Origin of the sequence: Amycolatopsis thermoflava N1165, from assembly GCF_000473265.1 — a bacterium.
Classification (GTDB): domain Bacteria; phylum Actinomycetota; class Actinomycetes; order Mycobacteriales; family Pseudonocardiaceae; genus Amycolatopsis_E; species Amycolatopsis_E thermoflava.
Genome location: NZ_KI421511.1, coordinates 8,110,752 through 8,122,922 on the forward strand (window position 1 = coordinate 8,110,752; position 12,171 = coordinate 8,122,922).

The window sequence follows — 12,171 nt, forward strand, 5'->3', positions numbered from 1 at the left end:
ACATCACAGCGAAAGCCACAAGATCGGGCGGTATTAGGCCGCGCCACCACGGCGCGTCTGCACGGTCGGTGCGGATTTTCCGGTTCATCCCAGTAAACTCTGGGCTAAGTGGGTGACAGGTCCACGGTGTGGGCGTGCCCTCCCGTAACCACGCACCCCGCTTGTGTCGCCCTGACAAGGCATTTCGCGTAAACCCCTTGTCACCAGCGGTATTTCCGCAGGTCAGCACCGCCGGATTCGGCGGGCTTCGGCTGAGCCCGTTTGGTGTACGCTTCCGGGGCCACGCTGACTCGCTGTGACCGAGCGTAAACCGGTGTTGTGCGCGACATCGTGCACACCGCATGATGCACCGGCAACGGCGCCGGGCCGGTCCGGCGGGACGGCGGGCGGCCGGGACAGCGCCGTCGGCTGGGGCTGCAGGAGAAGCGACGAAGTTCCACCCGTGATGAGGAGAGCCATGCGGTTGAGGCCACGCGGTGCCGTCGCCGTGCGCTCCGGCACGGGTCCGGCCCACCACGCACAGCAGACGCCGGACAGGGAGTCACCTTCGTGACCGTTGCAGGACAGGGCCAAGTGCCTGTGGGACAGCTCCTCGGCCAGCAACCGAAGGAGCCGTCGAAGTGGGCCACGCTCACGCGCTGGCGGGACTGGCGGCTCTCCGCCAAGCTCGCCGCCGTGTCGCTGGTGCCCATCGTGGTCGCCCTGGTGCTGGGCGGGATCACGATCGGCAACCAGGTCGAACGCTCCGGCAACTACGAGCGGATGAACCGGCTGGTCGAGCTGAACGGCGCGGTCCGCACGCTCGTCGACGCGCTGCAGCAGGAGCGCACCGAGACCGCGGCGCTGCTCACGCAGGGCACGGTCGGCAGCTCGCCGCAGCTGGACGCCGCCCGCAGGCTGGTGGACGAGGCGACCGGGCCGGTCAGCAGCGCCACCGGGCACGCCGCGGACGCCGACGACGGTGTCCGCGCGCCCGGCGAAGCCGCGCAGGCCGCGGTCGGACGGCTCCCGGAGGTCCGCCGCCAGGTCGCCGAGGGCCGCCTCGACGCGGTGCAGGCGCTGGCGGCCTACAGCGAGATGACCGAATCGCTGATCGGGCTGGACACCGCGCTGGTCGCAGGCATCGGCGACGACGCCATCGGCGGCACGCCGAGCGCGCTGCACGACGTGCTGGTGGTGAAGGAGGAGGCGTCCACCGCGCAGTCGCTGCTCGGCTACGGCATCGCGCGCGGCAACCTCACCCCGAGCCAGCTCAACGACCTGCGCACGGCCGAGCTGCGGCTGACCGACCGGCTCGCCGACTTCCGTGCCGCGGCCAGCTCCGCGCAGGAGGCCCAGTTCGACCGCTCCGTCATGGGGCAGGACTTCAACACCCGCAGCCGCCTGGTGAACGGCGTGCTCGCGGCGGAGGGCGCCTCGGTGCCCAGCGCGCTGCGCGGCATCTCGGCCCAGCAGTGGACCGCGGTGTCGGCGTCGGTGATCGCCGCGTTGAACACCGTGAGCGACAGCCTGGGCGACGAGCTCACGACCACCTCCGCGGACCTGGCGGACAGCGCGGGCACCGACGCGGGCCTGCTCGCGGTGCTGCTGTTCCTCGCGCTCGTCGTCACCGCCGCGGTCGTCATCCTCATCACCCGCCAGCTGCTGCAGTCGCTGCGGATGCTGCGCGCCGGCGCACTGGACGTCGCGGACCGGCAGCTACCGGCCGCCGTGCAGAACATCCAGGAGGGCCGCGAGCAGAGCACCGATGTGCAGCCGCTGTCGGTCGGCACCACCGACGAGATCGGCGAGGTGGCCAAGGCCTTCGACGCGGTGCACAGCCAGGCGCTGCGGCTCGCGGTCGAGCAGGCCAACATGCGCACCGGCTACAGCAGCGTGTTCGTCAACCTCTCGCGCCGCAGCCAGAGCCTCGTGCAGCGGCAGCTGCAGCTGATCGAGCGGCTGGAGCGGGACGAGGAGGACGCCGACCAGCTCGCGACGCTGTTCCAGCTCGACCACCTCGCGACCCGCATGCGGCGCAACAACGAGAACCTGATGGTGCTCTCCGGCGCCGAGCCGGGCCGCCGCTCCGGCCAGCCGGTCACCACCTCCGACGTGCTGCGCGCGGCGGTGTCGGAGATCGAGCAGTACCAGCGCGTCGTCGTGCAGACGCCGCCGGAGGCCCGCATCGTCGGCTTCGCGGCGAGCGACCTGATGCGCCTGGTCGCCGAGCTGCTGGACAACGCGACCGCGTTCTCCGCGCCGGAGACCCAGGTGACGGTGACGACCCGCGCCGCCGACCACGGCGGTCTGGTCATCGACATCATCGACCAGGGCATCGGCATGAACGAGGCCGAGGTCGCCGAGGCCAACGCCCGGCTGACCGAGGCGGGCACGGTCGACCTCGCGACCTCGCGGCGCATGGGCCTGTTCGTGGTCGGCCGCCTTGCCGGGCGCCACGACATCGGCGTGGTCCTGCACGGCGGCAAGGACATCGTGGGTGTGCGGGCGACCGTCACCGTGCCCGCAGACCTCGTGATGGACCTGCCCGCGCCCGCCCCGGCCCGGCCGGACCCGTCGACCGCGCTGCCGCGGCGGCGCACGGTCAACGGCGCCGGGCGGCCGGAGGCGCTGGCGAACTTCGGCCAGGCGCCGACGCCGGGCGACGGGGCGAGCAGCCCGTCCTGGACGCAGAACGGGCACTCGGGTGTCTTGCCGCCGCGGCCGCCGTCGGACCTGGAGATCTCCGGTACCGCGTTGTTCACGCCGATCCCGGCGGAGGGGGAGGAGCCCGCGGCGCCCGCGCCCGCTCCTGTTGCCGAGGTGCCCGCCGAGCCGGAGCCGGAGCCGGAGCCCGCGCCGGGCGAGCTGCCGAGCGGCAAGGCGTTGTTCACGGCGAACAGCAGCCCGCTGTCGGAGTGGTGGAGCTCGGCGGCGAACGAGCCGAAGCCCGCGACGCCGCCGCCGTCGCGCCGCGAGACGACGCCGATCTTCGACGAGACCCTGTCGGCCTGGTTCCGCAGCGACGACCCGCCGGCCGCCGCTTCGAAGACTGCCGAGTCCACTTCGGACAAGGCGGAGAGCGCGCCGGGCGACAAGGCGGCCAGCGGCTGGGACTTCGCGGTCGACGAGAACTGGCGCGCGGTCCAGGCGGCGTCCCAGGTGGAGCCGAAGACGTTCACGGATGCGGGCCTGCCGAAGCGCCGCCGTGGCGAGCAGTTGCTGCCCGGCAGTGCCGCGGCGGAGACCCCGGCGCCGAACCCGCAGCGCGAGATCCCGGTCCGCGACCCGGCGGACGTGCGGGGCCGGCTGAGCAGCTTCCAGCGCGGCGTGAACAGGGCCCGCCACGCGAAGCGCGACCAGCCCGAAGGCGCTGCGGTGCCGGAAAGCGCTGCCAGCGCGGAGGGCACTGCGGCGACTACGGCGAGCGAGGCCTCGTCGGGGGCTGAGCAGGGTGGGCTGCCGCGCCGTCAGCCGCGCCCGGGAGCTGCTGCCGCGGACTCGGCGAAGGACCCGCGCCCCGGCGCTGCTGCCCCGGATTCGGCGGAGGAGCGGAAGCCGCGCCCGTCGGCGGAGGCTCCCCAGCTGGACAGCGGCCTGCCCCAGCGCCGCCCGAAGCCCGGCGCCTCGGAAAGCGCCCAGCCCGCGGCCGCGCCGGAGACCGGCCAGCCGCGGCGGGAGCCGAAGGCGGCGGGTTCGACGGATGCCGGCTTGCCGCGCCGCGAGCCGAAGGCGGCCGGGTCGACGGACGCCGGCCTGCCCCAGCGGGAGCCGAAGGCCGTCGGCGGCTCGGGCACGGAAGGCGCGAAGCCCAGCCAGCCCGAAACAGCGGACAACGGCCTGCCCCGGCGCCAGCCGAAAACGGCCGAGCCCCGCGCGGCGAAGTCCACGGACGACACGCTGCCGCAACGCGAGCCAAAGGCGGCGGGTTCGTCGGACGCGGGCTTGCCGCAGCGCGAGCCCAAGGCGGCGGGTTCGCCGGACGCCGGCCTGCCTCGGCGGGAGCCGAAGGCGGCGGGTTCGCCGGACGCGGGCTTGCCCCAGCGCGAGCCCAAGGCGGCGGGAGCGACCGACAGCGGCTTGCCGCGGCGCCAGCCGAAGGCCGCCGCGCAGGCCTCGGAGACCGAGCGCACCCAGTCGAAGGAGCCCGCAGCCCAGGCCGAGCCGGGCCTGCCGCAGCCGAAGACTGCGGAAGGGACCGAGTCAGGCCTGCCCCAGCGGCAGTCCAAGGACGCCGCCTCGCGCAGCGAGACGAAGCCGGCGGGCGGCTTGCCGCAGCGGCAGCCCAAGCCCGCTGACAGCGGGCTGCCTCAGCGGCAGTCGGCTTCGGCTCAGGCCGAGAGCGGTCTGCCTCAGCGGCAGTCCAAGGACGAGGCGCAGCCGGCAAGTGGCTTGCCTCAGCGGCAGCCCAAGTCCGCTGACAGCGGCCTGCCCCAGCGGCAGTCGGCTTCGGCTCAGGCCGAGAGCGGTCTGCCCCAGCGGCAGTCCAAGGACGAGGCGGCCTCGCGCAGCGAGGCGCAGTCGGCCGGTGGCTTGCCTCAGCGGCAGCCCAAGCCCGCCGACAGCGGCCTGCCCCAGCGGCAGCCCCGCGCGGACAGCGGCACCGGGCTCTTCCAGAGCGAGGGCACGGGCCTCTTCCAGCGGCCCGGCGGCACCAGCGACGGCACCGGCCTCTTCCAGCGGCCGGGACCCGCGCCGGACACCCCGGCCGAGCCGCAGCCGCACAGCCAGCAGCCGCAGAGCGAGCAGCGGCAGGGCGACGCCGTGGCAGGCGGCGACGGCGCCTGGTCGTTCGCCTCGGACGAGAGCTGGGCCGCGGTGCAGACCGTCTCCTCGTCGCCGCCCTCGAACTTCACCGCGGCCGGGCTGCCCAAGCGGCGCCGCGGTGAGCAGTTGCTGCCCGGCAGCGCACTGGCCCCGGGGGCCCCCGCCCCGGCGCCGCGGACACGTCGTGACCCGCAGGATGTGCGTGGCAGGCTGAGCAGTTTCCAGCAAGGTGTTCAGCGTGGAAGGCACCGGACCGCTCAGTCCGCCGACCCCGATCAAGGAACCATGGAGGGTGAATGACCACGCCGCAGCCACAGAACCAGTTCGGATGGCTGGTCAATGATTTCGCCGAGCGTGTGCCTGGCGTGGCGCACGCCGTGGTCGTTTCGGCCGACGGCCTGCTGCTGACCGCTTCGAACCGGTTGCCGCTCGACCGCGCCGACCAGCTCGCCGCGGTGGCCTCCGGGCTCGTCAGCCTGACCCAGGGCGCGGCGCGGTGTTTCGAGGCCGGCGCGGTCAACGAGACCGTCGTGGAGATGGAGCTCGGGATCATGATCCTGATGTCCATCAGCGACGGCTCCTGCCTGGCGGTCCTGGCCGCCCCGAACTGCGACATCGGCCAGGTCGCCTACGAGATGACCATGCTGGTCGACCGGGTGGGCCAGATCCTCACCCCCGAACTGCGGGCTCAGCTGCAGGGGGCCGCGGGGCCCCTGATCGGTGAACCGGTGGGATGATGCCGACATGACCACGGGATCCGAGAGTGGCTCCCCGACGTCCGGCGGTGAACCGGAGCCGACGTTCGCCGACGTGATGAACAGCTTCAGCCTCGACTCCGGGCGCGGCCGCCGGAAGCGCAAGAAGCAGCGCGACCAGCAGCCCGGGAACGACACGGCGGAAGCCCCCGAAGCACCACAGGCCGAGCAGGCGCCGCCCGCGCCGCAGCCGACGCCGTCGCCGCAGCCGGCACCCGCTCCGCCGCCCCAGCCGGAGTACCCGGCCCGGCCGGCGAGCCTGTTCGACTCCTCGCCGGGCAGCGGGTTCTTCGAACCCGTCCAGCCCGCCCAGCCGTCGCGGCCCGTGCCGTTCCGGCGCGAGGAGCCCGAGATCCACCCTGCCGAGGAGACCGCCGTGGTGCGCCCGTACGCGCTCACCGGCGGCCGCACCAAGGCCCGGGTCGCCCTGGAACTGGAGACGCTGATCTCCGTCCAGGACGCCGTCCTCGCCCGGCTCGACGCCGGAGCGTTGACGGTGCAGTTCGAGCACCGCTCGATCATGGAAGAATGTCGGACACCGCGGTCGGTTGCGGAGATCGCAGCGCTGCTGCGGGTCCCGATCGGCGTGGCCAGAGTCCTCATCAGCGATGCCGCCGATGCCGGGCTGGTCACGGTGCACCGCACTATGTCGACCAACGACGACGCCGAGGCGCATCTCATGTTGATGGAAAGGGTGTTGAGTGGACTCCGTCGGCTTTAAGGCACCGCGGCAGACCGCGCCGCAGACCATGACCTCGGCCAAGATCGTGGTGGCCGGTGGCTTCGGTGCCGGCAAGACCACCTTCGTCGGCTCGGTCTCGGAGATCGTGCCGCTCACCACCGAGGCGATGATGACCGACGCGAGCCGCGGCATCGACAACCTCGACCAGACACCCAACAAGGCCACCACCACCGTGGCCATGGACTTCGGCCGCGTGTCCCTGGACAGCGACCTGATCCTGTACCTGTTCGGTACGCCGGGTCAGCAGCGGTTCTGGTTCATGTGGGACGACCTGGTGAAGGGCGCGATCGGCGCCGTGGTGCTCGCGGACACGCGGCGGCTCGCGGACTCGTTCGCGCCCGTCGACTTCTTCGAGGACCGCAGGCTGCCCTACATCATCGGCGTCAACACCTTCGACGGTCAGCTCCACCACGAGCTGAGCGACGTGCGCGAGGCGCTGGCGATCGACGAGAGCATCCCGATCGTGCGCTGCGACGCCCGCGACCGCGAGTCGACCAAGCAGACGCTGATCACGCTGGTCGAGTACGCGATGCGGCAGTGGATCGCGATGCGCGCCGCCGGCACGCGCTGACGCCGGCGCGGTAGCCAGGGGAAGTGCCGGGTCGGGGGCCCGGCACCCGTCCGGTCGACGCTGCCTTCGTGCTGCCCGCTCACTGAATCGTTACGGTCCCGCGGTGGATGTCGCCGCGGTCACGCTTGGGTTTGCGATAGTAGGAAGTCCAAGTATTTTTGAGGCATGAACGCCTCCCTTCACCGTCCCGTGCACCCGGTGCGGTTCGTCACCGCCTCGAGTCTGTTCGACGGGCACGACGCTTCGATCAACATCATGCGGCGCATCCTGCAGTCGCAGGGTGCGGAGGTCATCCACCTCGGCCACAACCGGTCGGTGGACGAGGTCGTCACGGCCGCGATCAGCGAGGACGCCCACGGCATCGCGATCAGCGCCTATCAGGGCGGCCACGTGGAGTACTTCAGCTACCTCGTCGAGTTGCTGAACGAACGCGGCGCCGGGCACATCAAGGTGTACGGCGGCGGTGGCGGCGTCATCGTGCGCGAGGAGATCGAGCTGCTGCACTCCCGCGGCGTCGCGCGCATCTTCTCCCCGGACGACGGCCTCCAGCTTGGCCTGCCGGGCATGGTCAACCTGATGATCAAGGAGTGCGACTACGACCTGGCGGAGGTGCCCGCCGGGTCGGACGACGACCTCCTCGCCGGTGACGTGCCGTCCCTGGCGCGGTTCATCACGCAGCTGCAGGCCGGCAGCGTCGCCGGCGACCGGCTGGCCCGCATCACGGAGGCGGCGCGCGCCCGGACGGTCCCGGTGCTGGGCATCACCGGCACCGGCGGCTCGGGCAAGTCGTCGCTGACCGACGAGCTGCTCCGGCGCTTCCGGCTGGACCAGGAGGACAAGCTGCGCATCGCGGTGCTGGCGGTTGACCCGACCCGGCGCCGCGGCGGCGGCGCGCTGCTGGGCGACCGGATCCGGATGAACGGCCTGGACGGCTCGCAGGTGTACTTCCGCTCGCTGGCGACCCGTCAGGCGGGCGGGGAGGTGCCGGAGGGCCTGGACGAGGCCGTGCTGGCGTGCAAGGCCGCCGGCTACGACCTGGTGATCGTCGAGACGCCCGGCATCGGGCAGGGCGACGCCGGCATCGTGGACCACGTCGACTACTCGCTGTACGTGATGACGCCGGAGTTCGGTGCCGCGTCGCAGCTGGAGAAGATCGACATGCTGGACTTCGCCGACGTGGTGGCGATCAACAAGTTCGAGCGCCGGGGCGCCGAGGACGCGCGCCGCGACGTGGCGCGCCAGATGGTGCGCAACCGCGAGGCGTTCGGCGTCGCTCCCGAGGACATGCCGGTGTTCGGCACCAGCGCCGCGCGCTTCAACGACGACGGCGTGACCGCGCTGTACCAGTACCTGCGGGACGCGCTGGCCGAGCGCGGCCTGTCGGTGTCGGCCGGTCAGCTGCCGAAGGTGGACACCAAGGTGTCCACCGGGGCGACGGTGATCATCCCGGCGTCGAAGGAGCGCTACCTCGCCGACATCGCCGCCACGGTGCGCGGCTACCACGAGAAGACCCGGGACCAGGTCGCCGCCGTGCGCAAGGTCGACCAGCTGCGGGCCGCGAAGGAGGCGCTGGCCGCGGACGGCGCGGACACCGGCCCGATCGAGGCGTTGCTGGCCAAGGCGGAGTCCGAAGTGGACCCGTCGGTGGCCGGGCTGCTGGAGCGCTGGGACGAGCTGTCCGAGTCCTACCGGCAGGAGGAGCTGGTCGTCCGCATCCGGGACAAGGAGCTGCGCACCCAGCTGTGGCGGGAAACCCTGTCCGGCAACCGGATCCCGCGCGTGGCGCTGCCGCGCTACACCGACCGCGGCGAGCTGCTGTCGTTCCTGCGCCGCGAGCACCTGCCCGGGTACTTCCCGTACACCGCGGGTGTCTTCCCGTTCAAGCGGGAGGGCGAGGACCCGGCGCGCATGTTCGCCGGCGAGGGCGACGCGTTCCGCACCAACCGCCGCTTCAAGTACCTCTCGGCCGACTCCGAGGCCAAGCGCCTGTCCACGGCGTTCGACTCGGTGACGCTGTACGGGCACGACCCGGACACGCGACCGGACATCTACGGCAAGATCGGCACCTCCGGCGTGTCCATCGCGACGCTGGACGACATGAAGGCGCTCTACGACGGCTTCGACCTGACCGCGCCGAACACGTCGGTGTCGATGACCATCAACGGCCCCGCGCCGACGATCCTGGCGTTCTTCCTGAACACCGCGATCGACCAGCGGATGGACGCCTTCCGCGCCGAGCACGGGCGCGAGCCGACGCCCTCGGAGGCCGAGGATCTGCGCGAGTGGACGCTGCGCCAGGTGCGCGGCACCGTGCAGGCCGACATCCTCAAGGAGGACCAGGGCCAGAACACCTGCATCTTCTCCACCGAGTTCAGCCTGCGCATGATGGCCGACATCCAGGAGTGGTTCATCGAGCACGGGGTGCGCAACTTCTACTCGGTGTCGATCTCCGGCTACCACATCGCCGAGGCCGGGGCGAACCCGATCTCGCAGCTGGCGTTCACGCTGGCCAACGGGTTCACCTACGTCGAGTCCTACCTCGCTCGCGGCATGCACATCGACGACTTCGCGCCGAACCTGTCGTTCTTCTTCTCCAACGGCATGGACGCCGAGTACTCGGTGCTCGGCCGGGTCGCGCGCCGCATCTGGGCGGTCGCGATGAAGGAGCGCTACGGCGCCAACGAGCGCTCGCAGAAGCTCAAGTACCACGTGCAGACCTCCGGCCGGTCGCTGCACGCGCAGGAGATGAGCTTCAACGACATCCGCACCACGCTGCAGGCGCTGTGCGCGCTGTACGACAACGCGAACTCGTTGCACACCAACGCCTACGACGAGGCGATCACCACGCCGACGGAGAACTCGGTGCGCCGCGCGATGGCCATCCAGATGATCATCAACAAGGAGTGGGGCCTGTCGAAGAACGAGAACCCGTTGCAGGGCTCGTTCATCATCGACGAGCTGACCGACCTGGTCGAGGAGGCCGTGCTCACCGAGTTCGACCGGATCGCCGAGCGCGGCGGCGTGCTGGGCGCGATGGAGACCGGCTACCAGCGCGGCCGCATCCAGGACGAGTCGATGCTGTACGAGCGGCTCAAGCACGAGGGCACGCTGCCGATCGTCGGGGTGAACACGTTCCGCAACCCGCACCCGGAGGAGGACGAGGTCGAGGTCGAGCTGGCGCGCGCGACGGAGGACGAGAAGCAGTCGCAGCTGACGCGGCTGGCCGACTTCCAGCAGCGGCACAGCCACGACGCCGAGCAGGCCCTCAAGGCGCTCCGCGAAGCCGCCACCCGCGGCGAGAACCTGTTCGGGGTGCTGATGGACGCCGCGCGGGTGTGCTCGCTCGGCCAGATCACGGAGGCCTTCTTCGAGGTCGGCGGCCAGTACCGGCGCAACATCTAGTCAGCGGGGCCGAGCTCCCCGCCGCGGTGTCCCCGCGGCGGGGAGTTTTTTCATGCCTTGACAACCCCACTCGAAACCACATATAACCAAACAAAGCAACACGGCGACGGCAAGGAAGCCACATGTACGCAGAGGAGCGTCAGCAGCAGATCGTCGAGCGGGCCCGCAGTCTGGGCCGCGTCGACGTGTCCTGGCTCGCCGCGAACTTCGCGGTCACCACGGAGACCGTGCGGCGTGATCTGACGGTGCTGGAGCGCCAGGGGGTGCTGCGCCGGGTGCACGGCGGTGCCATCCCGGTCGAGCGGCTCGGGTTCGAGCCCGGCCTGGCCGACCGGGACGCCGTGATGACGGCCGAGAAGGAGCGCATCGCCAAGGCCGCCCTCGCCGAGGTGCCCGACGAGGGCGCGATCCTCCTCGACGCGGGCACCACCACGGCCCGCCTCGCTGAGATCCTGCCGTCCGACCGGGAGCTGACGGTGGTGACCAACGCCGTGTCGGTCGTCCCGCAGCTGGCGCTCCGCCCGCAGCTCACCGTGCTGCTGCTCGGCGGCCGGGTCCGCGGCCGCACGCTTGCCGCGGTGGAGGACTGGACGCTGCGCGCGCTCGCCGACACCTTCGTCGACGTCGCCTTCGTCGGCACCAACGGCATCTCCGCCGAGCGCGGGCTCACCACGCCCGACATCGGGGAGGCGGCGGTCAAGCGCGCGATGATCCGCGCCGCCCGCCGCACGGTTGTGCTCGCCGACCACACCAAGGTCGGCAACGACTGCCTCGCCCGCTTCGGCGAACTGTCCGAAGTGGACAAGTTCGTGACCGACACGGGGCTGGACGACGGTCTCGCCGGCGAGCTGCGCGCGGCGGGTCCCGAGGTGGTGCTGGCGTGATCGTCACCGCTATCCCCAACCCCAGCCTCGGCCACATGCTCGAGGTGAGTTCCCCGCGGCGGGGTGATGTCCTGCGCGCCGGGGCAGCGGAGGAGCGGCGCCCGGCCGGCCCGAGGGTGGTAACGGCATGATCGTCACCGTCACCCCCAACCCCAGCCTCGACCACACCGTCGAGGTGGATGCCCTGCGGCGCGGTGACGTTCTGCGCGCCGGACCGTCCCGGTTGGACCCCGGCGGGAAGGGCGTCAACGTCGCGCGGGCGCTGGCCGCGCACGGCCGCAAGACCGCGGCCGTCCTGTTCGCCGGCGGCGCCGACGGGCGGCGGCTCACCGAACTGCTCGACGAGCAGGGGGTCGCGGTCCGGCAGGTGCCCATCGACGGCGACACCCGCACCAACATCACCCTCGCCGAGCCGGACGGCGTGGTCACCAAGCTCAACCTGCCCGGCCCGCTGTGCTCCGACGGTGACGCGGAAGCGTTGCTGCAGGCGGCCCTCGCCGCGTGCGAGGACGGCACGGTCTGGCTCGCCGGTTGTGGCAGCCTGCCGCCGGGCGCGCCGCGGGACACCTACGCCCGGTTGGTCCGGCGCGGTCACGAGGCCGGGTTGCGCGTCGCGGTCGACTCGTCCGGCTCGGCGCTCGACCGGTCCCTCGCCGAGGGGCCGGACCTGGTCAAACCCAACCGGGAGGAGCTGGCCGCCTGCGCCGGGATGCCGGTGCGCACGCTCGGCGACGCCGTCGTGGCGGCCGGAGTCCTGCGGTCGCGCGGCGCCCGGACCGTCCTGGCCAGTCTCGGGCCAGACGGCGCGGTGCTCGTCGCCGACGGTGCCGCCCTTCACGGGGAGGCGCCCGTCCCGGTCGCGCGCAGCACCGTCGGCGCCGGTGACGCGCTGCTCGCGGGTTTCCTCGCCGCGGGCGGCGCCGGCCGGGACGCCCTCGCCAGGGCGCTGGCCTGGGGCGCCGCAGCCGCGGCGCTGCCCGGCAGCCGGATGCCCGCACCCGCCGATGTCGCCCGCATCGGCGTCACGATCCACCCTTCGGTCGACGCCGACCGAGAACTCAAGGAGTGATA

7 protein-coding genes are annotated in these 12,171 nt (G+C 72.2%); all 7 read left to right on the plus strand.

Translation table 11 applies throughout. The annotated features are described in order from the left end of the window. Positions 1–579: 579 nt before the first annotated feature. The 7 genes from AMYTH_RS46535 to pfkB all read left to right on the plus strand — a co-directional run bounded on the left by AMYTH_RS46535 (position 580) and on the right by pfkB (position 12,169). Positions 580–5,046, plus strand: a complete 4,467-nt coding sequence (locus AMYTH_RS46535; RefSeq protein WP_051362951.1) for a sensor histidine kinase — start codon at positions 580–582, stop codon at positions 5,044–5,046. Beyond that, positions 5,043–5,483 carry a roadblock/LC7 domain-containing protein gene (locus tag AMYTH_RS0140390; RefSeq protein ID WP_017983799.1) on the plus strand — a complete coding sequence of 147 codons (441 nt, stop codon included), beginning with the start codon at positions 5,043–5,045 and terminating at the stop codon, positions 5,481–5,483. Before AMYTH_RS46535 ends, AMYTH_RS0140390 begins: the two co-directional genes overlap by 4 nt. 7 nt (positions 5,484–5,490) lie before the next feature. Continuing rightward, a complete protein-coding gene (locus AMYTH_RS50035; RefSeq protein ID WP_027935006.1) occupies positions 5,491–6,222 on the plus strand; it encodes a DUF742 domain-containing protein in 732 nt (243 codons plus the stop codon). Then, positions 6,203–6,814: a GTP-binding protein gene (locus AMYTH_RS0140400; protein ID WP_017983797.1), complete on the plus strand. Its 612-nt coding sequence runs from the start codon at positions 6,203–6,205 to the stop codon at positions 6,812–6,814. The genes AMYTH_RS50035 and AMYTH_RS0140400 overlap by 20 nt, the downstream gene beginning before the upstream one ends. Before the next feature lie 165 nt (positions 6,815–6,979). Continuing rightward, entirely contained in the window at positions 6,980–10,216 is a 3,237-nt protein-coding gene (icmF, locus tag AMYTH_RS0140405; protein ID WP_027935007.1) for a fused isobutyryl-CoA mutase/GTPase IcmF, read from the plus strand. A 122-nt stretch (positions 10,217–10,338) separates the two neighbouring features. After that, entirely contained in the window at positions 10,339–11,100 is a 762-nt protein-coding gene (locus AMYTH_RS0140410; protein WP_027935008.1) for a DeoR/GlpR family DNA-binding transcription regulator, read from the plus strand. A gap of 127 nt (positions 11,101–11,227) precedes the next feature. Next, entirely contained in the window at positions 11,228–12,169 is a 942-nt protein-coding gene (gene pfkB / locus AMYTH_RS0140415; protein ID WP_027935009.1) for a 1-phosphofructokinase, read from the plus strand. The last annotated feature ends 2 nt before the right edge of the window (positions 12,170–12,171 follow it).

Excerpts from the sequence above, each read along its gene's own strand:
- pfkB (WP_027935009.1), top strand. The coding sequence starts at position 11,228 with ATGATCGTCACCGTCACCCCCAACCCCAGCCTCGACCACACCGTCGAG.
- AMYTH_RS0140410 (WP_027935008.1), top strand. The coding sequence starts at position 10,339 with ATGTACGCAGAGGAGCGTCAGCAGCAGATCGTCGAGCGGGCCCGCAGT.
- icmF (WP_027935007.1), top strand. The coding sequence starts at position 6,980 with ATGAACGCCTCCCTTCACCGTCCCGTGCACCCGGTGCGGTTCGTCACC.
- AMYTH_RS50035 (WP_027935006.1), top strand. The coding sequence starts at position 5,491 with ATGACCACGGGATCCGAGAGTGGCTCCCCGACGTCCGGCGGTGAACCG.
- AMYTH_RS0140390 (WP_017983799.1), top strand. The coding sequence starts at position 5,043 with ATGACCACGCCGCAGCCACAGAACCAGTTCGGATGGCTGGTCAATGAT.